The sequence below is a fragment of the Psychrobacter sp. KFRI-CH2-11 genome (genome assembly GCF_038239325.1).
In the GTDB taxonomy this organism is placed as follows: domain Bacteria; phylum Pseudomonadota; class Gammaproteobacteria; order Pseudomonadales; family Moraxellaceae; genus Psychrobacter; species Psychrobacter celer.
Genome location: NZ_CP151283.1, coordinates 2578925 through 2604112 on the forward strand (window position 1 = coordinate 2578925; position 25188 = coordinate 2604112).

Sequence of the window (25188 nt, forward strand, 5' to 3'; positions counted from 1 at the left end):
ACTACGTGAGTAGATTTAGATAAGTTTTTCGGAACGGTAATAAAAATGGGGACATACCCAAATCACCGAGTCACTTATTATGAATATCTTAATCACTGGCGCCTCACGTGGTATCGGTCTGGCCACCGCAAAAAAACTGGCAGAAAAAGGCCACAACGTCGGCCTGTTTGCCACCAATACGGCCACGCTTGAGGATGCCATCGACGACAAAGCCTTTAAAAAGGCGCTGAAAAAAAACCGTGTCATTATCGGCAAACTAGATGTCACCCAGCCTGAGCTATGGGACGACGCCATCACACAAATGATTGATCATTTTGGCAGTATCGATGCACTAATCAATAACGCAGGCGTGTTGGTCAGTGGCACTTTGCCGACGACTGATTTACAAGAGCAGCTGGCCTTAGTCGATGTCAATTGTAAAGGCGTGCTTATCGGCTGTCATAAGCTTGCGCCTTATTTGGCGGATAGCACCAATGGTAAAGTCGTCAATGTCTCCTCGGCCTCGGCCATCTACGGCCAGCCCGAGGTTGCAGCGTACTCTGCCAGCAAGTTTTTTGTCCGTGGGCTTACCGAAGGGCTAAATATCGAGTATGACCGCCTTGGGATTAAGGTCATTGATATCATGCCGCTGTGGGTAAAATCAGACATGACAGAGGACCTTAGTGTCACCAGTATTGAGCGCTTGGGTATCAATTTGACTGTCAATGATGTGGCAAAGACTCTGTGCAAACTGACCACCCGCCCCAATCGTAAACTCAAAAGCACGCACTACTCGGTCGGCATGCCAGCCAAAGTCTTTCAAACCCTCTCACAAGTCACGCCCGATCCTGTGATTCGCTGGGTAAATACCAAAGTAGGTGCCAAATAAAGCGCAGCCCATTTACCCATAGCTTATCGTATTCTCCTGACGGCTACTCAATCTGAGTGGCCTTTTTGCTTGCCGCTCGAATGTCAATTGCTTGCTTTATGGTTTTATCAGCGAATATATTGTTATTAATCAGTGTATGTTTGACTGGCCCTGCGGCAGTGTCTTCGCGAATTTTTGAACCAACCTGAATGGGCAAACGAACGTCGGCGGCGAACGTGTTATCCCTAATCAGCGTGCCATCATCTTCCACAATAACGCCCTGCTCGACTTGGGTAAACTGATTATCAATGATTTGATTGTCTTTAGCACTGTCTAAGTGATAGCTGGCAAACAGCGTTTGCTTGACCAAATACGCGCCGCATTCAAACCCTTTTAGGTTGCGCGACTGCCTTGACGCCACCCACACGCCCACTGGTTCATTTTGAAAGACATTACCACGAATGATATTGTCACGACTCGACTCAGTACGCTTAAAGTGATTGCTACGTGACGGGTCATCAGCATGCTCAAAGCAGTTGCGATAGAGCAAGATACTGCCTGCGCCATTGTGTATAAATTGATTATTCTCAATACGATTGTTACTTGATGAGTCCACCGCGATGGCTTCACGATTGGGCTTAAACGTGCGAAAACCATTACCGACAAACACAGAGTCTTTGATGACATTGTCGCGACTACCAAACTCTAAATATAACCCAACAGTGCCAGCGTTTTGAATACGCACGTGCTCAAAGCTCACGCCGTGTGCGTGATCGCCGACGAACATGCCGCTGTTGATACTATTCTGACTGCTGACATTGATGACGCGGATATCTCTTGGGGCCAGCGCGCGATTGGCAGTAGAATCGATAACGCCGCGCGTATAACGCTGATTGGGGTTTCTGTATTGGCGAATATGCAGCGCATGGCCGTAGCCTGTTATATGACAATTGGCAACGGTAATATTCTCAATAGCAGCATCCGTCTTTGGTTTAATCACGATAGCACTGGCCTTTGATGAATCATCAGCACTGGTGCTCAGCTGCGCCCCTTGACAGTCAAGCGAGCTGTGAGAGTCTCTGAGCTCAAAGCGTATCGACTGACCTGTTAAGTCGCAGTTTTTACTCAGGGTGTTATGACCTTTTATCGTCACAGCTTGCTTGGGCGTCAGCTGCGCGCACTCTATCACGGCCGCGGTGGTTGGTAGCTTAGCATCCATGACCAACGGCTTTTTTATAACGTCCGTTTGACTGACGGCTGGCTGATCGTCACAAGCGCTTAAACTCATCGCGGTTATCAGGCCGACCATGATCGATAGTACATTGACATATTTTAGGCGAGAAACAAGGGTCATATAGTCAATTCACTCTAAAAATGACATAGCGCTGCTGGGATGAATTTTGTGCAGCCTCTGTGATAACAGCACGCAAGTAAAATTTATACCAGTAGCGCGTTTAGATTTATAACAATTTTAATTTGAACTAACTATAAATAACGCTCACTGCGGGTTGTCTTACATTTTTTGAACATCCTGTGACACCTTACTACTAGTCGAGCTCGAGCTAACACGGCACACTAATCCTCATCATACAGATAAAAATCAATCATAATATAAAAGGAATGAAAGATGGATAATACAAAAACCCCGCTCCCAGAGGCGCAAGACCGTGTCGATGGCGATGACAACCAGCGAGTCGATTTAGACAATCCAATGCTGCATACGATTGATGACGATGACGTCATTGACAATAGCGCAGGGTTTGACAACTCACAAGCAGGCAGCGAGGCCACGCAAGGCCTCACACCGATGCATCGCCAAAATATCGATGAAGCCCGTGTCGATGAGGTATTAGTAGAGGACAATCTAGATGACAAGGATTATCCAGACATCGTCGATATCGCGGATACCGACGCTGCTGAGCGCAGCAACGATGATAACTTCTAACCCTATCTGCTCAGTACAGCATCAATGACATCAAACACTGATAAAAAAACACCGAACATCATGTCCGGTGTTTTATCATTCATTAAGACCAAAAGGCTTTCATTAAGATCAAAAAACTTAACTACGCCCAACCATCAAGCGTGCCCGCCCAGCCTTTGACCAATGGTTTGCTAAGCGCTTCAAGTAAATCAATGTGCGCCTCATCAAGGTTAAGTGCAGGTATATAATGATACTCTTGCCCGCCAGCATTGAGGAAATTATCACGGTTTTCAATCGCCAGCTCTTCTAGCGTCTCTAGACAATCAGCAGAAAATGCAGGACTGATGACCTGCACCGAGCGCACGCCAGACTGACCCCACTCCTCTAGTACCACATCGGTATATGGCTTGACCCATTCTTGTTTGCCAAAACGCGACTGAAAGCTGATGATCCATTCATCATCTCTCAAACCTAGCGCATGGGCCACTTGGGCGGCAGTACACTTACAGCGCTTTGGATACGGATCTCCCTTGTCCGCATACGGCTGCGGGATACCGTGAAAACTAAACATCAGCTTGTCAGGTTTGCCATGCTCTGCCTGAAAACGACGAATCGAGTCTGCTAGTGCCTGAATATACAGTGGATGGGCAAAGTAGTCCTTTACAATGGTATAGTTGGGCAAATTGCGCTGCGTCAGCGTCCATTTGGTCAGCGCATCATAGACAGCACCGCCTGAGGTGGCGGAGTACTGCGGAAACAATGGCAAAATGACAAAGTGATCCACGCCCTCATCGCGTAGATTGTCCATCACCTCAGGCAGACCAGGATTGCCATAGCTCATCGCCGCATGTACCGACACACGAAACGGCGCTGCGCTGTCGGCCAGACGCGGCTCTAATAATGCCACTTGGCCGTTTAATATCTTGCGGATCGGCGAGTCGCCCTCCCAGATACTGGCATAAGCTTTTGCGACGCGCTTCGGCCGACTAGGCAGAACAAACAAGTTAAGAATGATGGCCCACAAAAACTTAGGGATTTCAATCACCCGAGGGTCTGATAAAAACTGTTTGAGATAACGACGAACAGCAGGCGCTGTCGGCTCATCAGGTGTCCCAAGGTTGACCAATAAGACGGCTATACGTGGCGGCAGTTTAGGTTTCATAAAAGTCGTGTGTGATTCATAAGTGATAAAAAGGATTGTGAAGGCATTATTCATTGAGCATCTGATTAGTGTAGCATTTTATCGCCAAAAAACGCATGGTAAAGGCCGTCTTTATACAATTTGCTACGCAGGTCAAATAAAGACTGCGTACGGAGGTTGTACTCCTACGTCCATCGCCATACAATAGAGCCAACCATCACCAAAACCGTATAAGAACATGCATGCTATTTTGCTTGTGTGGCTGGTGATTTTATTGACGCTTATTTATAGATGATTGTTGTCTTGCGAGGTAGCTTTGAACGCACGCTCTGATAGTACCAGTGACCAACTCCCAACAGATACACTCGACCCACAAGGCTTGGCCGATCAGGCAGGCTCAGTCGGAATCGTCACGCCCGAAAAAATCCATTTTGCCGAGCCGCTTACCCTTGAGTGCAATCGCACCTTGCCGTCTTTTGATTTGATGGTAGAGACTTACGGCACGCTCAATCAAGACAAATCAAATGCTATTTTGATTTGCCATGCCTTGTCTGGCAGCCATCATGCAGCAGGGTATTATAGCCATGATGACAAAAAAGCGGGCTGGTGGGACAATATGATCGGACCCAACAAAGCCATCGACACCAATCAGTTTTATGTGGTGTGCGTCAATAATATCGGCAGCTGCTTTGGCTCGACAGGACCCACCACCATCAACCCTGATACCCTCGATCAAGCTGATGGCAGCGAGCCACAAGTCTATGGCCCTGACTTTCCGCTGATCACCATCAAAGACTGGGTCAAAACCCAAGCGCTGCTCTCAGACCGCTTAGGCATCGATGTCTGGCATGCCATCGTCGGCGGCTCTATGGGCGGTATGCAAGCGCTGCAATGGTCAGTCGACTATCCAGACAGGCTAAAACGCTGCGTCATTATTGCCAGCACGCCCAAGCTATCGGCACAAAACATCGCCTTTAACGAAGTCGCCCGTCAGTCCATTCTCTCTGACCCAGACTTCAAAGACGGCCGCTATATACAAGCCGGCACTTATCCACGCCGCGGCCTGATATTGGCACGTATGGTCGGCCATATCACCTACTTGACCGATGACGCCATGAAGGCCAAGTTTGGCCGCGATCTAAAATCGGGCAAGTTTATGTACGGCTACGATGTCGAGTTCCAAGTAGAGAGCTATCTGCGCTATCAAGGCGAGCGCTTTAGCAAAAACTTCGATGCCAATACCTATTTGCTCATGACCAAAGCTTTAGATTACTTTGATCCTACGCGCGACTATGCCAATTATGCGAATACTGCCGACGACATAGCCATCGATGATAGTCTGGCTACCAGCATCAGTAACGAGCACACAGGTAGCGACCATACTGCTGAGCACAGCGACGATACCGACAACCAGCTTGAGCTGAGCGCCTTAAAATCCGCCCTTGCCCATACCAAGTGCCAATATCTGGTGGTGTCGTTTACCACTGATTGGCGCTTTGCCCCTGAGCGCTCACAAGAAATCGTGGATGCCCTGATGGCCACAGGCAAGCCGGTCAGCTATATCAATGTCGACGCCCCACATGGTCATGATTCGTTTTTATTTGATATCCCCCGTTATATGGGCGCGATCAAAGGCTTTTTGACCGCCCCTTTTATGACCACTAACATGGCCGGCACAGGAGAACGCTCATGAGAATGGACCATCAGTTGGCTGAGCGCTGGATCGCGCCGCAATCGCATGTACTGGACTTGGGCTGTGGTAATGGTGAGCTGCTCGCGCACTTGCAGCAAAAGCTGGGCGTGACGGGTTATGGCCTAGAGATTGATGAAGACAAAATCAATGAAGCCATCAGCAAGGGTCTCTCTATCGTCGAGCAAGATCTCAACGATGGGCTGGCGCGCTTTGCTGACGACAGCTTTGACACCGTCGTCATGGCACGGGCGCTCCAAGCGGTCAAAGCCCCCGACGTTTTGCTGCTCGATATGCTACGCGTGGCCCGTGAAGCGGTCATCACCTTTCCCAACTTTGCCCATTGGCAAAACCGTATTCACCTTGGACTAAAAGGCCTGATGCCCGTCTCAGAAGCCCTGCCTTATGAGTGGTACAACACCCCAAACATTCATTTGTGTACCTTTAAAGACTTTGAGCAGCTGTGTGCTGAGCATGACATTCATATCATCAACCGCTTTGCTGTTAGCGACTCAGAAAAAGGCCATTCACCGCTGATGACCTCTTTAATCCGTCAAGCACCCAACCTCTTGGCAGATGTCGCTATCTATCGCGTCACCAAACGGAAGCCTGTGTAATATTCAAAAACCAAACGGCCCTAATCCTCCTTATCTGATTTTTATAAAATGATTGATTTATTCTTACGCGCGAGTAACTCTATGATTTTATTGAAGACACTCAGGTATAATCGGCCATGATTTCTTGTAATTAGTATTTGAGTTTCGTAAGTGTGGGTGTTAAGCTAGCAAAATAATGTCACTGACACCCGTATTTGCACCGTTCGTCTTTATGGCTTGACAGCAACTGCTGAGCAAGACGATGAGGTAAAGGGCTCACTATACTTGATGAATGGTTTGGGACGTTTGGATAATACGTCATTGATACGACGCTCCCTTATCATTAGCGCCGTCTAAGATACTTTAGCGGTACAATTTTTTTGCTTATTAACTGCCTAATTTTGGAGCTGCTATGAAACTATTAAAAGCTGCGTTGTTTACTGCCTTATTTTCTTGCGCAGGTCTTGCCAATGCTGAGTTAATATCAAACGTACCGCTTGATACCTCACGTTTTGAGCTGATGCCTATCAGTGAGTTGTCCAACCGTGCGGCGCAAGGGAATGACCATGCGCAGTTTTATTTAGCCAAGCGCCTACAAAAGGGCGAAGGCGTGGCGCAAAACACTCAGAAAGCCATTCAGTGGTATACCAAAGCCGCGCAGCAAGGTGTTGCCCCAGCCCAGCTAAATCTGGCCATCATGTATCTACGCGGTGAAGGCGTGAAGCCCAACCTTCAGCAAGCACGCCACTGGTTAGAAAAAGCGGCCATGCGTGGTGACAATCGCGCCAGCTACACGCTAGCCTTGCTTGATGAAAAACAAAAAAACTTGGTCGATGCCTATAAATGGTATGATTTGGCTGCCCGTGACGGTATGCTCGATGAAAAAGTACGCAACAAGGCCCGTGGTAAAATCGGCCAGCTGGCGTTGAACCTATCGAGCTCAGACATCGCCAATGCTCGTAGCCAAGCGGATCGTTGGTTCCAAAGCAAATAGCTTTTACACTGACTCTCAGCGATTAAAATCCAGCCGATGCGCTGGATTTTGTTCTTTTTAGAGTGACTATCGAGCCGTTTCAGAGACAGATGACTCTCCTTAAAATCGTATCAATCACAACACCGCCCTTCTCACAAAATCTTCAAAACATCAGCAAAATTTGCTACACTACGCGCGCACCAGCCAATTCCACAATTGCGCTAGTGTTATCTATCTCACAAATACCTTAAATCATATGCACTAGGTTTGCGACCTAGCCCGCAGGAGACCACCATGAGTACCACTCAAGACAGCCATACCCAAAACAACACCCAAAGCAGTACGGCAGCTGAAAACAACGCCGCACCGGCCTACGATAGCGTCACCAATAATATCGTCGTTGCTGCACTTTATAAATTTACCCGCTTTGCTGACTTTGCGCAGTACCGTGAGCCGATTTTAAACACTATGCTGGACAATGACGTCAAAGGCACTTTATTGCTGGCCAATGAAGGCATCAACGGTACGATTTCTGGTAGCCGCCAAGGCATTGATACGGTCCTTAATTATTTGCGTAGCATTGAAGCGATTGGTCGTTTTGAGTTTAAAGAGTCTTATACCGACGTCCAGCCTTTTTATCGTACCAAGGTCAAGCTCAAAAAAGAAATCGTCACCATGGGCGTAGAAGATATCGATCCACTGCAATCTGTCGGCCGCTACATCAAGCCGAGCGAATGGAATGCGCTGATCTCTGATCCTGACGTGCTCCTAATCGACACCCGCAACGACTACGAAGTACAGATTGGCACCTTTCAAAACGCCGTCAACCCACACACTGAAACCTTCCGTGAGTTTCCAGAATATGTGGCAAAAGAACTCGATCCAACCAAACACAAAAAAGTGGCGATGTTTTGTACCGGCGGTATTCGCTGTGAGAAGTCCACGGCCTATATGCGCGAGCAAGGCTTTGAGGAAGTCTATCATTTAGAAGGCGGTATCTTAAAATACCTAGAAGAAATCCCTGCCAGTGACTCTATGTGGCAAGGCGACTGCTTTGTCTTTGACAACCGTGTGTCGGTCAATCACAATCTCGAAAAAGGCAACTACGAGCAGTGCTTTGCTTGTCGTATGCCGATTACAGCCGAGGACATGCAAAGCGCCGCCTATATCAAAGGTGAGTCGTGCCCGCATTGTATCGACAAAGCGACTGAGGAACAAAAGGCTCGATTCCGTGAGCGCGAGCATCAAATGCAGCTGGCCAAAAAACGTGGTGAAGCGCATATCGGTAGCGATGTGATGGACATCATCGAAAAGCGTAAAGCGGCTAAAATTGAAGCACGTCGCCAAGCAGAAGCGGCCAATAAAGCCAAAGCCTAATCGGTTGACAACAGACCCTGCTTTAAATGTTAAACGACTAGCCATAAAAAAGAGATGCCCTACTCATAGCGCATCTCTTTTTTTGTATCAGTTTAACATCAAACGATCACAGTTAATGTTAGAACAAGATACGCACGCGAATGGTTTCTTCAACGTCTTTTAGTTGATCAAGCGCGGCGGTTGAATCGTTATAATCCACATCCATCACGAGATAACCAACGTCGCCTTCTGTCATCAGGCTCTGCGCCAAGATATTGATATGCGCCTCGGCAAACAGACGGTTGATCTGTGACAGTACGCCTGGCACGTTTTTATGGATATGTAGCAGACGATGTGAGCCTTCTTTAAACGGTATAGAAACCTCTGGGAAGTTCACCGCCGTCGCTGTATCACCTTGATCTGAGTATCTGACAAACTTATCAGCCACTTCAAGACCGATATTGGCCTGTGCCTCTTGAGTTGAGCCGCCGATATGCGGTGTCAAGATCACATTGTCAAACTTACGTAGTGGTGATTCAAACTCTTCGTCCGCTGATTTTGGCTCTTTTGGAAACACATCAACCGCAGCGCCCAAAAGCTTACCAGACTCAAGCGCGGCTGCCAAATCATCAATCTCTACGCAAGTACCACGAGCGGCGTTGATAAAGTAGCTGCCGTCTTTCATGTGTGCAAACTGCTCAGCGCCCATCATGTAGCGGGTGCTTGGGACGTCAGGCACATGCAAGGTGACGATATCAGCGGTCGATAGCAGCTCTTCTAGGCTACCCACTTGTACGGCGTTGCCCAATGGAAGTTTGGTCACGACATCATGATAGATGACTTTCATACCAAAGCTTTCGGCCAGTACAGACAACTGTGAGCCGATAGAGCCATAACCGACGATACCGATGGTTTTGCCGCGTACTTCATGCGAGTTGGTAGCAGACTTACCCCAGCCGCCGCGATGAACGGTGGCGTTTTTTTCTGGAATGCCGCGATATAGCATGATGGCTTCTGCCAATACCAGCTCAGCCACCGAGCGGGTGTTCGAGTATGGCGCGTTAAAGACGGGGATACCTAGGTCGCGAGCCGCGTCTAGATCGACTTGGTTGGTACCGATACAAAAACAGCCGATACCGATGAGCTTGTGCGCATGCTCCAGCACTTCACGGGTCAGCTGCGTACGCGAGCGAATACCGATAAAATGCGCATCTTTGATTTTTTCGATCAGCTCATCTTGATCTAAGGCGTGACTGATATTTTCGATGTTGTGGTAGCCCGCGTCTTTTAATACTTTTAGGGCATTGTCGTGCAGACCTTCAAGCAATAAAAAACGAATTTTGTCTTTTTCTAATGATAACGCCATATGAGAACTGTCCTATGATTGTCTTATAAGATTATCTGCTCGATAATCTATGATGGGTGAAACGAAAACAGTCCAGATATCTTACACAAAATTCCGTCTCGATGTTAGCAGATTAGATGAATTATTGATTATCTAGCCTGAAAACTATTTATGCTATAGTAAACTCTGGTAGCGACACGCTGCCAAACTGGGTTGAACTGTTTTTTTTGAGGGCGACCTCCCCTTATATAAGCATACTTATAACTGCCGCGTTATATCCATTTAGCGATATAATAATCCCCTTTATGCATAGTACTTACCGTTTATACCGAGAGTTGACCATGACTTCTTTATCTAGCCAAAGCCCGTCTAACCCTAGTACCGCCGCCGTCCAAAGCCTTTTAGACTGTTTGCTTACAAGCCATCAGTTTGACCCAACCCAAATCAAAACCGACCCAGAAAGCCTTGAATATTGGGGCAAAGACTGGACCAAACACTTCGCCCCAGCCGCCTCTGCCATCGTCTTTCCAAAGACCACCGAACAAGTACAAGCCATCGTCCTGCTTGCCAATGAGCACAACATCGTCCTCACCCCCAGTGGTGGCCGTACCGGTCTGTCGGCAGGTGCCGTTGCCGCCAATGGCGAAATCGTCGTCAGCATGGACAAAATGAACCAAATCGGCACCTTTTATCCTGCCGATCGTATGGTCGAGATTGAAGCCGGCGTCATCACCGAACAGCTGCAACAGTTCGCAGAGTCAAAAGACCTATACTACCCTGTCGACTTTGCCTCAGCAGGCTCCAGTCAAATCGGCGGCAACATCGGCACCAACGCGGGCGGCATCAAGGTCATCCGCTATGGCATGACCCGTCAATGGATCATGGGGCTCACCGTCGTCACTGGTAAAGGGGATATCTTGCAGCTCAACCGCGGCATGATAAAAAACGCCACCGGCTATGACTTGCGTCAGCTGTTTATCGGTAGTGAAGGCACCCTAGGTTTTGTCACCCATGCCCAAATCAAGCTTGAGCGTCAGCCGCAAGACTTAAACGTCATGGTACTAGGTATGGACAGCTTTAATGATGTCATGAATGTGTTATCCGCCTTTCAAGCGCAGATTGATCTGACCGCCTTTGAATTCTTTGATGACGTCGCTATCGATAAACTCATGGCCCATGGTCAAGTACAAGAGCCTTTTGAATCTCGCACCAAGTTTTATACCTTACTTGAGTTTGAAGCGCCCTATGAGCCTATCATGGATAAAGCCATGGCCATCTTTGAGCATTGTATGATTGAAGGCTGGGTCGTCGATGGCGTCATGAGCCAAAGTCTTGCGCAAGCGGCAGAGCTGTGGAAGCTGCGTGAGTATATCTCTGAGACCATCTCAGTCTTTACCCCTTATAAGAACGATGTGTCAGTACTCATCAGCTATGTGCCAGAGTTTATCGCTGAGATTGATCATATCGTCGCCAGCAACTATCCAGACTTTGAGGTGTGCTGGTTTGGTCATATCGGCGATGGCAATTTGCATCTCAATATTCTAAAACCTGAAAACATGAGCAAAGATGATTTCTTTAGTGAGTGTCAAATTGTCAATAAATACGTGTTTGAGACGGTACAAAAATACGGCGGCTCGGTGTCTGCAGAGCACGGGGTGGGTATGACGAAAAAACCGTATCTACACTATAGCCGCAGTGAGACTGAGATTGCGTATTTACGTGAGATTAAGAAGGTGTTTGACCCCAATAGTATTATGAATCGTGGTAAGGTGTTTGATGTGTAAGAGGTTTTTTATAAAAACAGCCCATCTATAACCATAAAAAATGACGCTAAACCTCAGAGTTTAGCGTCATTTTTCTATTATCTTTTAGCACAATAGCACCGCTTATAAATATAACAGCACCAAACCAACGATTAATAGCACACTTAAAAACCCTTGCACCACTAAAAACGCTTGATGCGGGGCGGCGATATGACGCACCATATTGCCCAGCGCATTATAAGTAATACCAGCGGCTTTGATATGGGGCGGGCTATCAAAGGTTTTGATAAGTTGTAAAAACTGCTCGGTACGCTCAGGCGACCAGCCGTGCGGCGCAAATGGCAGATACGGTGACAATTGCGCTGCTTGCTGCTTGGTGGCAGGCGACCAAAGCCAGCGCTCCAAAAAAAGCAAACGCATGCGCCAGTCAGCAAAGCGGCGGCCACTTACCTGCCGTAACAGCAGCACCTCGACATGTTTGTGGCGATGATCGGCAAAGATACGCTGCGTCAGCGCCGCCACTTCGGCCTTCTCGCCTTCAATACATTGCAAAAAATGGCCGTTGCCATAACAGAGCGTACCGGTGATACCATGCTGCTCATTAAAATCTTGCGCATGGCCTTCTACTTCATCAAATATCGAGGCGCTTAAGCGCGAGCGCAGCGTCAGACTACTGACATACACCAACTGTACCAACGCATCATCTGCGATGTTCTCTAGTTGGCTAAATGCAGTGGTATGAGTGAGGGGCATAATAAAAATCCTAAAGGGGCACTTGTGCCGATAACCGAAGCAAATAAGCCAAACAAGACGCTGCCTGAATGATAACAATAGATGAATGCACATGACTGACATCAAAGCCGGCTCACAAAAACGTAGCAAATAGTTACCACGTTAGACTGTCATTGCCCATGTGACTTGCTATCATAGCCAGCAATATAGTCTTTATGACGATAAAAACGCACCGCGATATCTACAACACTACTGGCAAATTCAGCAGGGCAGATGAGAGAGTATAATCGCATCCAAATAAATCAGATACATGGCTATTAGTCGCTCAATAAAGCGTTGTATCTGATGTATATCAGATGGACTATATCACTCTAACCCATTGTAAATATGACAATAAATCATTGTAACGACAATATTCTCTAATGGGAATATTTTTATTGCCTTTGTTACACGAAAATTTTTTATAAAAACAGCAGATAGGAACCTTATGAGCAAGATTGAAAAAACAGACGACTTTCATTTGACGATTGCCGAGATTAAGAAAAAAGACTACCCTCAGTTAAAAGCCTTGATGGATCGCGTCTACGTCAACCTAGGCGGCGCGTGGTCAAAAAACACCATTCATACGCTCATAGACGCCTTTCCTGAAGGACAGATTGCGCTGTTTGACCACGATCAGCTGATCGGCATCGTGCTGTCGATGCGCGTTGACTATGCCAAGTTTTCTAACCCGCATACCTATGACGATTTGATCGGTCACAAAGAGATCATCAAAGACAATCCAAAAGGCGATGCGATTTATGGTTTGGACGCACTGATCGACCCTGACTATCGCGGGTATCGCCTCGGACGCCGGCTGTATGATGCGCGCAAAGAGCTATGCCGTCAGCTTAACTTTCGCGCGATTTTGGCCGGTGGCCGTATTCCCAATTATCACAACCACCAAGACCTGACCCCTGGCGAGTATATCGATGCTGTCGAGTCTCGTGAGATTCACGACTCTGCGCTGTCATTTCAGCTGTCCAATGGCTTTATCGTCAAGCGTATTTTGACCGCGTACCTACCAGATGATGCCCAGTCCAAGGGCTTTGCTACGCTACTTGAGTGGGCCAATATCTATTATGAACCACAAGAATACAAGCCCAGCACCCGCAAGTCAGAGGTGCGTATCGGCGGTATTCAGTGGCAGATGCGTGAGGTTGACTCGCCTGAAGAGCTGCTACAGCAAGTGGAGTTTTTTGTCGATATCATGGCCGACTACAACTCTGACTTTGCTTGCCTGCCTGAGTTTTTTAATGCGCCGCTTATGGGGCTTTGTGAGGCCACCGACCAAAACGTCGCTATTCGATTTTTGGCCGGCTATACGGAGTGGTTTAAAAATGAGATCTCACATTTGGCAGTCAGTTACAACGTCAACGTCATCACAGGCTCGATGCCCTTACTGGATGAAGAAGACACCCTATATAATGTCAGCTACTTGTGTCGCCGTGACGGGACAGTAGAAGAGCAGCGCAAAATCCATATCACCCCGCATGAGCGCAGTGCGTGGGTCATCGAAGGCGGTGACGAGATCAAAGTCTTTGATACGGATGCTGGACGTATCGGCATCTTGGTTTGTTATGATATCGAGTTCCCAGAGCTTGCCCGTTTGATGGCTCTAGATGACATGGATATTTTGTTTGTTCCATTTTGGACGGACACCCAAAACGGCTACCTGCGCGTACGCCACTGTGCGCAGGCGCGCGCCATCGAAAACGAATGCTACGTGATGATTTGCGGCTCTGTTGGCAACTTGCCACAGGTTGAGAGTTTAGATATTCAGTACGCCCAGTCGTCTATCTTTTCGCCATCAGATTTTGCCTTCCCTCATGACGCAATTATGGCAGAAACCACCGCAAACACTGAGATGGTTTTTTTCTCTGACTTAGATTTGGACAAGCTGATCCACGTCCGTAACGAAGGCTCGGTACATAACTTGCTTGACCGCCGCGATGACTTGTTTAGCCTAAAATGGAAGAAAAAGTCGAAAGTACCAGCCAGCAAGCTCAGCACAAGCGAGCGCCGAGAAAACTCAGGCAGCGTGCTGACCGGTGACCCACTACAAGACCGCGCACAAAAACCTTAAGCGCTTATCGTCACTCCGACATAAAATCGATACAGCAATAGCGATGGACGATATTTTGAAAGTGCTCTAAAGCATTAGTATTTTAAAGCATTTAGGAATCATACGGCTGAGCATTCAGCCGTTTATTTTTATCTAGGGCATGTCCTCATTTTAAAAATGGTGATAAAAATGAGGGCACAGCCTAGCACACGCGATAACAAACAGCGACCAGACACTTTTTGATACCATGACAAGCATAGAAAAGTAGCCCTTATGACAACTGATATTGATACCACAGCGGCAAAGCCTAAAAAAACGCCACAGCAAAAAGCGCTGTCGCTTATCAAGACGATACTGATATATGGCTTGATGTTTGCCGTCATTTATACCGCGGTTAATTGGTGGCGGCAGCCAGTCATGCCTGCCAACCCGCAATTGCAGCTCACCGATTATCAAGGACAAAGCATTGACTTGGCAGCGCTCAGTAACGATAGGCCCGCGCTAGTGTACTTTTGGGGAACGTGGTGCCCAGTTTGCCGTGTGACCTCGCCGACCATAGACACGCTCGCGGCGGCCAATGACTACCCGGTGGTGACCATTGCGATCCAATCAGGCTCTGATCAAACGCTGCATAGCTACCTGAGCGAACACAACTACCGCTTTACCACCATCAATGATCAAGAAGGCGAGATATTTGCTGACTGGCAAGGACAAGTAACGCCCTCTTATGTCATCTTAAAAGAGGGTGAGATGGCGCAAGGTCTAACGGGCATTCAGCCATTGTGGTCACTAAAATTACGCTTATGGCTGTCATCAGTTTTTTAGTTCTTGTTTTTTAGCCTTGTTCTTTTTTAGTCTTGGTTTGATGGTATAAACTATTGGTTTTGGCTAAAAACAGGACGATACCGGCCAGCTCTTTTTACCCCACTGGTTTTGTCATATAATAGCTGTCATTATTATCGCCACTTTTCTTATTATTTTGATATCAGTATATGGTATTGCAATCATCTCATTAGTATTTATGATGTAGGCAGACGCTTTTATCTGTTTGTGACGACATAAGGTGATTGTAGTTGGAAGCCGCTATATTACTAACTAGCGCCGCAACCAAATACCAGTATTAATAGTGACACAGTAAGCGTAGCGTTCACGTAACATCCGCACGCTATTTTAGATCAGCATGTATTCGGCTCTTTTTCCCACTTCTAACCATCATTTTATAAGATACCTTCTATGACTGACAAAAGCACCGACACCCCAAGCCACGATTATAAAGATACATTAAACCTCGCCGACACCCCGTTTGCCATGCGTGCAAACCTCGCCAAACGCGAGCCTGACTGGCTAGCGGCGTGGGAAGCCGATGATGTCTATGGCAAAATTCGTAAGGCGCGCACAGGTGCGCCAAAGTATATTTTGCATGATGGCCCTCCTTATGCCAACGGTCAGATTCACTTAGGTCATGCGGTCAATAAAGTTTTAAAAGACATCATCGTTAAGTCAAAAACGCTGTCGGGGTTTGATGCACCTTATGTTCCTGGTTGGGATTGTCATGGCCTACCTATCGAACAAAAAGTCGAAGCCAAGGTCGGCAAAGTCGGTCAAAAAGTCTCGGCCACTGAGTTTCGTGGTCTGTGCCGCGAGTATGCCAGCACCCAGATTGAGCTACAAAAAGCCGACTTTAAACGTCTGGGCGTGTTTGGTGATTGGGACAACCCCTATCTCACCATGAACTTTGCGCAGGAAGCCAATATCGTCCGTGCACTTGCGAAAATCTATGACAATGGTCACGTAACCCGCGGCATGAAGCCTGTGAACTGGTGCTTGGACTGTAGCTCTGCCCTCGCCGAAGCCGAAGTAGAATACCAAGACAAAGTCTCTGACGCCATCTACGTCAGCTTTGATATAGTGGATACCGACAAGGTAGAATCGCTAAATGGCATCGGCGATGGCATTGCTGCCATCATTTGGACGACGACGCCATGGACGCTGCCTGCCAACCAAGCCATTGCTGTGCATCCTGAGCACGACTATAGCGTGGTAGCAACGGACAAAGGTCATTTTTTATTGGCGACAGACTTGGTCGAAACTGCACTGACCGAGCTAAAGCTTGACCACAAAGGTATCTTGGCGACCGTATCAGGACGCAAGCTTGAAGGTCTGCACGCCCAGCACCCACTGATTGAAGGGCGTCAAGTGCCGCTTATCCTAGGCGATCACGTCACCACCGATAGCGGTACAGGCCTCGTCCATACCGCGCCAGGTCATGGTCTTGACGATTATATCGTCGGTCTAAAATACAACCTACCTGTAGAAAACCCTGTGGGCGGTACGGGTGTGTATTTAGACAGCGCCGCGGTATTTGCCGGAGAGCATATCTATAAAGCCAACCCAAAAATCATCGCCACCTTGCACGAAAACGGCCACCTCGTCAGCCATACCAAAATCGAGCACAGCTACCCGCATTGCTGGCGTCACAAGTCGCCGATTATCTTCCGCGCCACCCCGCAGTGGTTTATCAATATGGAAGCTAAAGGCTTACGCGAGCGAGCGCTTGCTGATATTCCAACGGTCAAATGGACGCCAGCTTGGGGACAAAACCGCATCGAGGCGATGATGACTGACCGTCCTGACTGGTGTATCTCACGCCAGCGTACTTGGGGCGTGCCAATTACTTTCTTTACGCATAAAGAAACAGGCGAGCTACATCCAAATACACTGGAGCTGATGGAAGCTGCAGCACAAAAAATCGCTGATGGCGGCGTGGAAGCATGGTTTGATGCCAGCTGTGAGGACTTTTTGGGTGATGAGGCTGCTGACTATGACAAAGCGACCGACACGCTAGACGTATGGTTTGACTCAGGGACCACGCATTTTGCTGTACTGGATCAACGTGATGAGCTGACCAATCCAGCGGATATGTATTTAGAAGGCTCAGATCAGCATCGCGGCTGGTTCCAGACTTCCTTGCTGACCTCAGAGGCGATGTACGAGCGTCCACCATTTAAGCAAGTATTGACTCATGGTTTTGTGGTAGATGAAAACGGCCGCAAGATGAGTAAGTCGCTTGGCAACATCATCACCCCGCAAGACGAGATCAATAAAACGGGCGCGGACATGCTGCGCTTATGGATTGCCTCGAGTGATTATCGTTATGAGATGAGCGCGGGTAAAACCGTGTTTAAGGGCGCGATCGACATGTATCGCCGTATCCGTAACACCTTGCGCTTTTTGCTTGCCAATACTGATGACTTTGATCCAGCGACCAACAGCGTGGCGATGGATAAGCTGGTCAGCCTTGATAAATTCATCATTGAGCGCGCGCAAACCGTGCAAGCACAAATCATTAGCGCTTATGATGCGATGGACTTTCACCAAGTCACCCAGCACGTCACCGCGTTTTGCTCACAAGACTTGGGCAGCTTTTATTTAGATATCATCAAAGATCGCCAGTACACCACTCAGACCGATGGACAGCCGCGCCGCTCTGCCCAGACGGCGATTTATCATATCGCTCATGCGCTGATTCGCTGGATCACACCTATCTTGTCCTTTACGGCCCAAGAAGCGTGGGAAGTACTAGAAGGCAAAAGCGGACAAGACGCAGGTTATGTGTTTACCCAAGAATGGTACACCTTCCCAGCGTTTGAGCTAAGCGCCATCACAAGCGACGACTGGCAACGCATCATGCAGGCCAAAGACATCGTCAACAAACATATCGAAACAGCGCGTGGCGAAAAAATCATCAATGCCAACTTATCAGCGGGCGTCGATCTGTATGCCAGCGGCGCGATGCAAGAGAGCTTGGCCAAGCTTGGCGAAGAGCTACGTTTTGTCTTGATTACCAGTAGCGCAACCCTGCAGCCGATGAGTGAAGCCCCTGCTCAGAGCGCAGATTCTGGCTCAGTACCAGCAGAGAGCCATGCCGATGAGTCAAGCGACTTGCAGGTCAAAGTGAGTGCAGCCACAGGCACCAAGTGCGTACGCTGCTGGCATATCCGTGATGACATCGGCGTGGATAGCACCCATCCTGAGCTATGCGCGCGCTGCGTGACCAACGTGAGCGGTACAGGCGAGGTGCGCCACTATGCCTAATTCTGCGCCTAACCCGTCAGACTCACCTCACAAGTCGCCGCAGGTTGAGGCCGACGGCTCCCCCAAGCCGGCACATGCAACCACTGGCAGCTCATCGACGCCTAGAGGTCGCCTAACTAAGACCCCTAAGATGGTCGCCAATGGCAGTCGCGCCTTTATGTGGTATGCGTTATCGCTGGTGGTGATCATCATCGACCAGTGGAGCAAATGGCTGGCTGAGACCACGCTCAATTTTCTTGAGCCTGTGCCAGTGTTAGAGCCGTTTCTCAACTGGACACTGGCTTACAACTATGGCGCCGCGTTTAGCTTTTTGGCCGATGCAGGCGGCTGGCAAAAGTGGTTTTTTGCGGGACTGGCGCTGGTGATGTCGCTGTTTTTGATCGGCTATCTAATCAAAGCGCCGCGGCAAGCCAAGCTGCTATCGACAGGCCTTGCGCTGGTGCTTGGCGGTGCCATTGGCAACCTGATTGATCGCTTACTACATGGCCATGTGATTGACTTTATTCATGTGCATTATGCTGATGTGTGGCATTATCCGATTTTTAATATTGCCGATATTGCTATTTGTATCGGCGTCGTGCTCATCGTCATCGACATGCTATTTTTGGAAAAAAAGCGTGAAATGCCGCGGTCATGATTGCGTGTAGTTAGATAGACCAGTTTAACTTATAAATCAAAAAGGTGGGTTACGCAGTCGTAGCCCACCTTTTTTGTCTACCCTAAACCCTACGTTTCTATTCTAAATTTCTGACTTATTGTAACAAGACACAACGCATTAAATTCTATTAAGTTTTCTGCAACTTCCTTAGGGCGTGTCTTCAATTCACTCGATAGTTATCTAAATGAGCTAAAAATGGCCAAATTTTGCCAGACATCGTCAAATAGCGGGTTTATATCCCGATATTAACGGCGCCATTTTCCTTGTTTGACCGCAATTTATCTCATTTTTATCACCATTTTCGAAATAAAGACATGCCCTAGTTTACATTGACAATTTGACTTAATGTGTTTCAAATCCCGTGAAAACATCATGTTTTATTTGTGCCTAATATTTTAGTTTTATTTACAGAAACCCTGATAATACATCTGTCAACGTCTCTAAGCCGCCGCCCATGATGACAAAGAGTAATCCTGCTAAGTTGATAATAACCGTTAAATAATAAACGATACGAAACTCAGGCTTTTGTGATTTGTGGCGCAAATACGTCTGTGCCACTAATGCGCCGACCCAGCCGCCAAGCGCGCTCAGCACGTGCAAGGTTGACTCAGGTGTACGCCAGTCACCCTTTTGAGCAGCAGCTTTGTCTTTGCCATAAGTAATATAAGTGACGATGCCTAGCACAGCGTACCATGCAACCACCAGCCAGCTGAGCTTTTGAGTTGCCGCCAATAAAATTACAACCCCATAAAAACCAATACCAAGGAACAAGCGTTTCTTTTGCTCCGCTGCAAATTCTGCTTGGGCATTACGTTTGCGATTACGCTGACGAATTTGGCGGTTTTTTTCTGCCATTTTTTGTTGGACAAAGCTCAGCTCTTGGACTTGTCTGGCTTGCAGGCGGCCTTGGCTATCTTGTCCGACATCAAAGACCACCGCTTCACCAACCTCAGGACGGCGCTGCGCTCTAAACTCACTAATGTGAAAAAACAGCGACGCCCCGCTTGACGTTTCGATAAAACCAAAGCCTTTGTCGTCTTGCCATTTATGCACGTGTCCCTGTTGTTTGCTGGGTGCTTGAGTTGCCATAATCCTGCCCTATTTAAGATATGGCAGATATATTACACCATTTGCGTTACACTATTTGCGCTTACACACCCAGCAAAATGACTTATCATTTCTTTATTATATTTATGACAACTGGCTTTTGATTATGACTGAATCACAATTTATTAACCCCAACGAAGACACGCGCATCACTTTTGGTAGCCTTGTTAGCCTACACTTTGAAGTTTCATTAGAAAACGGCACGGTGATTGACTCGACCTTTGGCCGTGAGGCACCAGTGACGCTGACGGTCGGCGATGAAAGCTTGTTGCCAGGGTTTGAGCAAGTACTTATGAATCTACGCGCAGGCGACACGCGCACAGCTCACCTTGAGCCAGAGCAGGCATTTGGTGAATGGAACCCTGACAACGTTCAGCACTTTAGCCGTCCGCAGTTTGCTCTTATCGCCGATCATCCAGAAGTCGGCATGATGGTTGAGTTTGAAGATAAAGGAAAAAACACCTTACCCGGTATTATCAGTGCGATTAATGAGGATGAGATTGAGGTCGACTTTAACCATCCGCTGGCCGGTCAGTCGGTATTGTTTAAGGTCAAAGTCTTTAAAGTAACCCCACCTGGGGTGACTGGCATCCAAATCATGTAATGCCCTGACAACGCTCAATACTCAACGCTCAACCCTAAAATCAAAGTCCACAAGGAGACTGACATGCAATATACAACGTTGCCGCAACTCGATGAACAGGTTTCTAAAATCTGTCTGGGCACCATGACATGGGCGCAGCAAAACACCGAGGCTGAGGCACACGCCCAGATGGATATGGCACTGAGCGAAGGCGTCAACTTTTGGGATACAGCAGAGATGTATCCGTCACCACCAGATAAAGACAAGCAAGGCGATACCGAGCGTTATATCGGTACTTGGTTTGCCAAGACCCAGCAGCGTGACAAGGTCATACTGGCCAGTAAAATGTCACCCATGAGCTTTTTGCGTGACGGTAAAACGCGCTTTAATGCTGAGCAAATCAGCAGCGCCATCGATAGCAACCTTGAGCGTCTACAAACCGATTATATCGATATTTATCAGCTGCATTGGCCTGAGCGACAAGCCAACTTCTTTGGGCAGCGCGGTTATGATGCCGATATGGCAGCGCAGTCTTTAGAAGACTTAACGCCATTTTTGGAGACCATCCAAGCACTGAATAATGAGATTAAAAAAGGCCGTATTCGTGCTTATGGGCTGTCGAATGATACCGCATGGGGACTGATGCGCTATCTGTGGGAAGCGGACAAAAACGGTCTAATCGCGCCGCTAACGGTACAAAACCCGTATAGTCTCCTCAACCGTCTCTATGAGGTCGGCATGGCGGAGATTGCCCATCGTGAAAACGTCGGCTTGCTTGCCTACTCGCCGCTTGGGTTTGGCGTACTATCAGGTAAGTACTTGGACGGCAAACGCCCAGCTGGCGCGCGCCTGACCATGTATGATCGCTTTAGCCGTTATATCAATGAGCAGGCCATTGCCGCCACCGCTGAGTATGCCAACATAGCGGCCGATGCTGGCTTGGATATGGCGCAGATGGCGCTGGCCTTTGTCAATTCACGCCCATTTGTCACCAGCAACATCATTGGCGCGACCACACTTACGCAGTTAAAGTCCAATATCGATAGTATTGATTTAACGCTCACTGACGATGTCTTGGATGCCATTGAAGCAGTGCACACGCGCCAGCCCAATCCGTCACCTTAATAAGCGGCGCCCAATGTGTCACTGACAAAGCACTAAAAAAAGCGCCAATCGCGGTAAATATTGCTGCGATTGGCGCCTTTTTTATTCAGCGACTTTTCATTTGACTGTACAGCTCAACTGATTATTGACTAGGTGGCACACTCAGTACCCGCGCATGCAGATCGGCCAACCCTTCTTGCATTTTTCTTTGCAGCAAGTCGGTCAGCTCGCTTTTGCTATAGCCTTTAGGGTCTATCGGCTCTAATGGTAGCACATAAGCCGTCACGTCTTTACTATCTAGCACCTTTTTTAAGCTCTCTTTCATGGTGATCTTGCCATAATACGGCAATGCCTCACTGAGCGCGCCGTCTTTGTCGACATAAGCGATAAGGATCGGTCGCACAGGGACATCTGCGTCTATCGCAGCTTGTAGCAGGGTACCGTGGATACGCTTGACTTTTTTGCCATCGGTAGTGGTCGCTTCAGGGAAGAAGATAACCGAAAACCCTTTGGTCAAAAACTCAGCAATCTGCGTGGCCACTGAGCCTGCATCACCGGAGCCGCGCTCAATAAAGAGCGTGCCGGCAGCATGCGCCAACTTACCAAACACCGGCCACTCACCAATCTCCGCCTTGGATAAGAAAAACGCGGGGCTTACCGTTCCCACGACAGGGATATCCATCCATGACACATGATTGGACACCCACAGGCCATGATGCTGCTGTACTGGCTCGACCTCGATAACTTTGACACCAAAAGAGCCTGCCATCTTACGACAAAACGCCTGAATATAACGGGGTAGCTTTTCGCGTGGCGGCTGCTTAAAGGCACCAAGACGCTGAGCAGCCCGCAGTCCGCCGACCATCGTTGTGGTCATACCAGCGATTTGCTTGCCGCGTCCTAGCTGTTGTCTGAGTGAAAAGTTTGACTTAGCTTGGCTCATCTTCGCCCTCATGATTAAATAACTGCTGTTTATATCAACAAAAAAACGAGCTAAGTATAGCAAAGTTATGCGACTCAGTGATAGCCTGTTCACTGAGTCAGTGCCGAGTTTTATACAAACGCGCAATAAAGCCGTTTATAAACGCGCTAACTTACCAGCCGCTCTTCGCGCTAGGAAACAAAAACCTGTGTAACATAAATCTATCGCTAATTGTGTCGTTACGCTTTAATATCAACAGATAAGACCACATATAAAAGGTCATATGAACGCCGCCTCGATAGTTGACAGACAGATGGTAGCGATTTATTTACTTTATTAAATAGGTGATATTCTTTGGATTATTTTGAAAGACATGAAGGTGGCGAGCGTGCCATCATTGTACATTTAGACATTCGTCAAATCCAAGACCCTGACGATCTTAGCGAGTTTGAGCTATTGGCAGACTCAGCAGGCGCCGATCGTTTGGCATTGGTGACAGGCTCACGTTTAAAACCTGATGCCAAGTTTTTTGTGGGTAGCGGCAAAGCAGAAGAGATTGCAGAGCTAGTGCGTGAGCACGACGCCGACATTGTTCTTTTTAATCACAGCTTATCGCCCTCGCAGGAGCGTAATATCGAGTCGGTGGTCAAATGCCGCGTGCTGGATCGCACCGGACTGATTTTGGATATTTTTGCTCAGCGCGCCCGTACTTATGAGGGCAAGCTACAAGTGGAGCTGGCGCAGCTCAACCATTTATCGACACGGCTGGTACGTGGTTGGACGCATTTGGAGCGGCAAAAAGGCGGTATCGGTCTGCGCGGGCCGGGTGAGACCCAGCTTGAGACCGATCGCCGCTTACTACAAACGCGAGTCAATCAGCTCAAAAACAAACTCGAAAAAGTCCGGCAAACCCGCGCACAAGGCCGCGCCCGTCGACAAAAATCTGACGTACCGACCATCTCGCTAGTCGGCTATACCAACGCTGGTAAATCGACCCTGTTTAACCGCTTGGTTGACGAAAATATCTATGCCGCCGACCAGCTGTTTGCTACCCTAGACCCGACGCTACGTCGCCTCGACTGGCAAGGTGTGGGACGTGTAGTACTGGTCGATACTGTCGGTTTTGTGCGTCATTTGCCGCACGAGCTGGTCGAGTCGTTTCACGCGACACTAGAAGAGACGCTAGAGGCGGACTTGCTACTGCACGTCATCGACTCCTCTAGCGAAGACATGCACGAGCAAATCGAAGCGGTAAAAAATGTCTTGGCCGAAATTGATAACGATGTGCCCGTGCTCAATGTGTACAACAAAATCGATATCACAGGCGAGCCTGCTCATATTGGTTATGCCAGCGAAGGCCAACCAAACCGCGTCTACGTCTCATCAAAAGAAAACCTCGGAATAGAAGCGCTGTCGCTTGCCGTACAGCAGCTGCTCACTGGCGCATTGACCACCTTTGATTTGACGTTGCCTTATGGCGCGGGTCAATTTAAAAACACCTTGTATGAGCTAGGCGTCATCTTAGAAGAAAGCTATGATGACACAGGCCACGAGTGCCTAACCATTCGTTTGCCAAGCGAGCGGCTCAAACAGCTGCTTGGACAAGCCAATCTCGATCCTGTAGATGTCCTACCGCTGGCGCAAGCGACGCTACTGATGCCGACGCTTGAAGAGTTTGAAAAGCCAGATGACAACATAGAGCCTACCTTGACTGCGGCCGAAGAAAAAGCCTTTGATGAGTTTGAGACAAACACAGCACAGTCTTCTCCTCAAAAAAGCAGCCTGCCTGACTCATAACTTATAAAAGCAGGCGGTGGGCGGCTCAGCTTTTATTTGCAAACCGCTTTGATCTGCCTACAGACAAAGCCCTACACACAGACGGTATCGCTGATATCGTCTGTTTTTTATTACCTCTCTTAAAGCTGTCTCTCTTAAAGCCACCTTTCCTAAAACCTGTTTTCACAATATCATCTCCCATAAGACCATAAGACCATAAGACCATAAGACCATAAGACCATAAGACAGAATAGCGCGATGATACTAGGGCGGTTATACCTATAGTCAGGTCCATAAAAAAAGGATACAGCGAGACTGAAATAAATTTTTCGTAGCATCTGTCGGCGCAAGCACAGCACGCAAAAAAATTTGTACCAGTCTAGCGAGTGTATGCAGTGTATCTCTTTATCTTATCTCTCTTTATCTCTCTTTTATTTAGTCACGACGATAGGCTTTATTAGTTACGTGACTC

General features: G+C 48.1%; 21 protein-coding genes. 14 read left to right on the forward strand and 7 right to left on the reverse strand.

What is annotated here, in order from left to right; genetic code table 11:
* The first annotated feature begins 79 nt into the window (after positions 1-79).
* A complete protein-coding gene (locus tag AADH33_RS10695) occupies positions 80-868 on the forward strand; it encodes an SDR family NAD(P)-dependent oxidoreductase (protein ID WP_348548861.1) in 789 nt (262 codons plus the stop codon).
* A 43-nt stretch (positions 869-911) separates the two neighbouring features.
* Here the strand turns inward: AADH33_RS10695 and AADH33_RS10700 are convergent, their stop codons facing one another.
* Positions 912-2201: a right-handed parallel beta-helix repeat-containing protein gene (locus tag AADH33_RS10700; protein ID WP_348548862.1), complete on the reverse strand. Its 1290-nt coding sequence runs from the start codon at positions 2199-2201 to the stop codon at positions 912-914.
* Positions 2202-2474: 273 nt separating this feature from the next.
* On the opposite strand from AADH33_RS10700, the gene AADH33_RS10705 reads away from it, so the two are divergent.
* The gene (locus tag AADH33_RS10705; protein ID WP_100748938.1) at positions 2475-2792 is read left to right on the forward strand and encodes a hypothetical protein; all 318 of its coding nucleotides are present in this window, start codon (positions 2475-2477) and stop codon (positions 2790-2792) included.
* A gap of 121 nt (positions 2793-2913) precedes the next feature.
* Here AADH33_RS10705 and hemH read toward each other — a convergent pair whose 3' ends face one another.
* A complete protein-coding gene (gene hemH, locus AADH33_RS10710) occupies positions 2914-3933 on the reverse strand; it encodes a ferrochelatase (protein ID WP_201585995.1) in 1020 nt (339 codons plus the stop codon).
* A 358-nt stretch (positions 3934-4291) separates the two neighbouring features.
* On the opposite strand from hemH, the gene AADH33_RS10715 reads away from it, so the two are divergent.
* The 4 genes from AADH33_RS10715 to AADH33_RS10730 all read left to right on the forward strand — a co-directional run bounded on the left by AADH33_RS10715 (position 4292) and on the right by AADH33_RS10730 (position 8548).
* Positions 4292-5605 (forward strand): homoserine O-acetyltransferase MetX, encoded by a 1314-nt coding sequence (locus AADH33_RS10715; protein WP_348549982.1) that lies wholly within the window; start codon positions 4292-4294, stop codon positions 5603-5605.
* Positions 5602-6219, forward strand: coding sequence for a methionine biosynthesis protein MetW (gene metW / locus AADH33_RS10720; protein ID WP_317053805.1), 618 nt, complete (start codon positions 5602-5604; stop codon positions 6217-6219). Before AADH33_RS10715 ends, metW begins: the two co-directional genes overlap by 4 nt.
* Before the next feature lie 391 nt (positions 6220-6610).
* Positions 6611-7192, forward strand: a complete 582-nt coding sequence (locus tag AADH33_RS10725) for a tetratricopeptide repeat protein (protein WP_317053806.1) — start codon at positions 6611-6613, stop codon at positions 7190-7192.
* 273 nt (positions 7193-7465) lie between these two features.
* Entirely contained in the window at positions 7466-8548 is a 1083-nt protein-coding gene (locus AADH33_RS10730; protein ID WP_348548863.1) for an oxygen-dependent tRNA uridine(34) hydroxylase TrhO, read from the forward strand.
* A 118-nt stretch (positions 8549-8666) separates the two neighbouring features.
* Here AADH33_RS10730 and serA read toward each other — a convergent pair whose 3' ends face one another.
* Positions 8667-9893, reverse strand: a complete 1227-nt coding sequence (serA, locus tag AADH33_RS10735; RefSeq protein ID WP_100748933.1) for a phosphoglycerate dehydrogenase — start codon at positions 9891-9893, stop codon at positions 8667-8669.
* 320 nt (positions 9894-10213) lie between these two features.
* Between serA and AADH33_RS10740 the strand changes: the two genes are divergently transcribed.
* Positions 10214-11656 carry an FAD-binding oxidoreductase gene (locus AADH33_RS10740; RefSeq protein ID WP_075102041.1) on the forward strand — a complete coding sequence of 481 codons (1443 nt, stop codon included), beginning with the start codon at positions 10214-10216 and terminating at the stop codon, positions 11654-11656.
* Between the two features lie 102 nt (positions 11657-11758).
* Here the strand turns inward: AADH33_RS10740 and AADH33_RS10745 are convergent, their stop codons facing one another.
* The gene (locus AADH33_RS10745) at positions 11759-12388 is read right to left on the reverse strand and encodes a BLUF domain-containing protein (protein WP_256713766.1); all 630 of its coding nucleotides are present in this window, start codon (positions 12386-12388) and stop codon (positions 11759-11761) included.
* Positions 12389-12537: 149 nt separating this feature from the next.
* Positions 12538-12660: a hypothetical protein gene (locus AADH33_RS10750; protein ID WP_256713765.1), complete on the reverse strand. Its 123-nt coding sequence runs from the start codon at positions 12658-12660 to the stop codon at positions 12538-12540.
* A gap of 194 nt (positions 12661-12854) precedes the next feature.
* Here AADH33_RS10750 and AADH33_RS10755 point away from each other — a divergent pair, with 194 nt between their 5' ends.
* The 4 genes from AADH33_RS10755 to lspA all read left to right on the forward strand — a co-directional run bounded on the left by AADH33_RS10755 (position 12855) and on the right by lspA (position 19203).
* Positions 12855-14492 carry a carbon-nitrogen hydrolase family protein gene (locus AADH33_RS10755; RefSeq protein WP_348548864.1) on the forward strand — a complete coding sequence of 546 codons (1638 nt, stop codon included), beginning with the start codon at positions 12855-12857 and terminating at the stop codon, positions 14490-14492.
* Between the two features lie 252 nt (positions 14493-14744).
* Positions 14745-15296, forward strand: coding sequence for a protein disulfide oxidoreductase (locus AADH33_RS10760; protein ID WP_075102039.1), 552 nt, complete (start codon positions 14745-14747; stop codon positions 15294-15296).
* Positions 15297-15704: 408 nt separating this feature from the next.
* Positions 15705-18566 carry an isoleucine--tRNA ligase gene (gene ileS, locus AADH33_RS10765; RefSeq protein WP_075102038.1) on the forward strand — a complete coding sequence of 954 codons (2862 nt, stop codon included), beginning with the start codon at positions 15705-15707 and terminating at the stop codon, positions 18564-18566.
* On the forward strand, positions 18559-19203 hold the full coding sequence (gene lspA / locus AADH33_RS10770; protein ID WP_348548865.1) for a signal peptidase II: 645 nt from the start codon (positions 18559-18561) through the stop codon (positions 19201-19203). The genes ileS and lspA overlap by 8 nt, the downstream gene beginning before the upstream one ends.
* A 426-nt stretch (positions 19204-19629) precedes the next feature.
* On the opposite strand, the gene AADH33_RS10775 is transcribed toward lspA, so the two are convergent.
* Complete coding sequence (locus AADH33_RS10775) at positions 19630-20313, reverse strand: DUF1294 domain-containing protein (protein WP_348548866.1); 684 nt, start codon at positions 20311-20313, stop codon at positions 19630-19632.
* Between the two features lie 124 nt (positions 20314-20437).
* Between AADH33_RS10775 and fkpB the strand changes: the two genes are divergently transcribed.
* Positions 20438-20935, forward strand: a complete 498-nt coding sequence (fkpB, locus tag AADH33_RS10780; protein WP_075102068.1) for an FKBP-type peptidyl-prolyl cis-trans isomerase — start codon at positions 20438-20440, stop codon at positions 20933-20935.
* A gap of 63 nt (positions 20936-20998) precedes the next feature.
* Complete coding sequence (locus AADH33_RS10785; protein WP_207969411.1) at positions 20999-22039, forward strand: NADP(H)-dependent aldo-keto reductase; 1041 nt, start codon at positions 20999-21001, stop codon at positions 22037-22039.
* Between the two features lie 121 nt (positions 22040-22160).
* Here AADH33_RS10785 and AADH33_RS10790 read toward each other — a convergent pair whose 3' ends face one another.
* Positions 22161-22961 (reverse strand): lysophospholipid acyltransferase family protein, encoded by an 801-nt coding sequence (locus tag AADH33_RS10790; RefSeq protein WP_100748926.1) that lies wholly within the window; start codon positions 22959-22961, stop codon positions 22161-22163.
* Between the two features lie 333 nt (positions 22962-23294).
* Here AADH33_RS10790 and hflX point away from each other — a divergent pair, with 333 nt between their 5' ends.
* Complete coding sequence (gene hflX / locus AADH33_RS10795) at positions 23295-24737, forward strand: ribosome rescue GTPase HflX (protein ID WP_348548867.1); 1443 nt, start codon at positions 23295-23297, stop codon at positions 24735-24737.
* Positions 24738-25188: the final 451 nt, after the last annotated feature.

What these genes read in the sequence shown, in the direction of transcription:
- AADH33_RS10790 (WP_100748926.1), bottom strand. Translation starts at nt 22,961, where the DNA reads ATGAGCCAAGCTAAGTCAAACTTTTCACTCAGACAACAGCTAGGACGC.
- AADH33_RS10745 (WP_256713766.1), bottom strand. Translation starts at nt 12,388, where the DNA reads ATGCCCCTCACTCATACCACTGCATTTAGCCAACTAGAGAACATCGCA.
- AADH33_RS10755 (WP_348548864.1), top strand. Translation starts at nt 12,855, where the DNA reads ATGAGCAAGATTGAAAAAACAGACGACTTTCATTTGACGATTGCCGAG.
- AADH33_RS10705 (WP_100748938.1), top strand. Translation starts at nt 2,475, where the DNA reads ATGGATAATACAAAAACCCCGCTCCCAGAGGCGCAAGACCGTGTCGAT.
- serA (WP_100748933.1), bottom strand. Translation starts at nt 9,893, where the DNA reads ATGGCGTTATCATTAGAAAAAGACAAAATTCGTTTTTTATTGCTTGAA.
- AADH33_RS10785 (WP_207969411.1), top strand. Translation starts at nt 20,999, where the DNA reads ATGCAATATACAACGTTGCCGCAACTCGATGAACAGGTTTCTAAAATC.
- AADH33_RS10740 (WP_075102041.1), top strand. Translation starts at nt 10,214, where the DNA reads ATGACTTCTTTATCTAGCCAAAGCCCGTCTAACCCTAGTACCGCCGCC.
- metW (WP_317053805.1), top strand. Translation starts at nt 5,602, where the DNA reads ATGAGAATGGACCATCAGTTGGCTGAGCGCTGGATCGCGCCGCAATCG.
- fkpB (WP_075102068.1), top strand. Translation starts at nt 20,438, where the DNA reads ATGACTGAATCACAATTTATTAACCCCAACGAAGACACGCGCATCACT.
- AADH33_RS10730 (WP_348548863.1), top strand. Translation starts at nt 7,466, where the DNA reads ATGAGTACCACTCAAGACAGCCATACCCAAAACAACACCCAAAGCAGT.
- lspA (WP_348548865.1), top strand. Translation starts at nt 18,559, where the DNA reads ATGCCTAATTCTGCGCCTAACCCGTCAGACTCACCTCACAAGTCGCCG.
- AADH33_RS10725 (WP_317053806.1), top strand. Translation starts at nt 6,611, where the DNA reads ATGAAACTATTAAAAGCTGCGTTGTTTACTGCCTTATTTTCTTGCGCA.
- AADH33_RS10775 (WP_348548866.1), bottom strand. Translation starts at nt 20,313, where the DNA reads ATGGCAACTCAAGCACCCAGCAAACAACAGGGACACGTGCATAAATGG.
- AADH33_RS10695 (WP_348548861.1), top strand. Translation starts at nt 80, where the DNA reads ATGAATATCTTAATCACTGGCGCCTCACGTGGTATCGGTCTGGCCACC.
- AADH33_RS10750 (WP_256713765.1), bottom strand. Translation starts at nt 12,660, where the DNA reads ATGCGATTATACTCTCTCATCTGCCCTGCTGAATTTGCCAGTAGTGTT.
- ileS (WP_075102038.1), top strand. Translation starts at nt 15,705, where the DNA reads ATGACTGACAAAAGCACCGACACCCCAAGCCACGATTATAAAGATACA.
- AADH33_RS10700 (WP_348548862.1), bottom strand. Translation starts at nt 2,201, where the DNA reads ATGACCCTTGTTTCTCGCCTAAAATATGTCAATGTACTATCGATCATG.
- hemH (WP_201585995.1), bottom strand. Translation starts at nt 3,933, where the DNA reads ATGAAACCTAAACTGCCGCCACGTATAGCCGTCTTATTGGTCAACCTT.
- AADH33_RS10760 (WP_075102039.1), top strand. Translation starts at nt 14,745, where the DNA reads ATGACAACTGATATTGATACCACAGCGGCAAAGCCTAAAAAAACGCCA.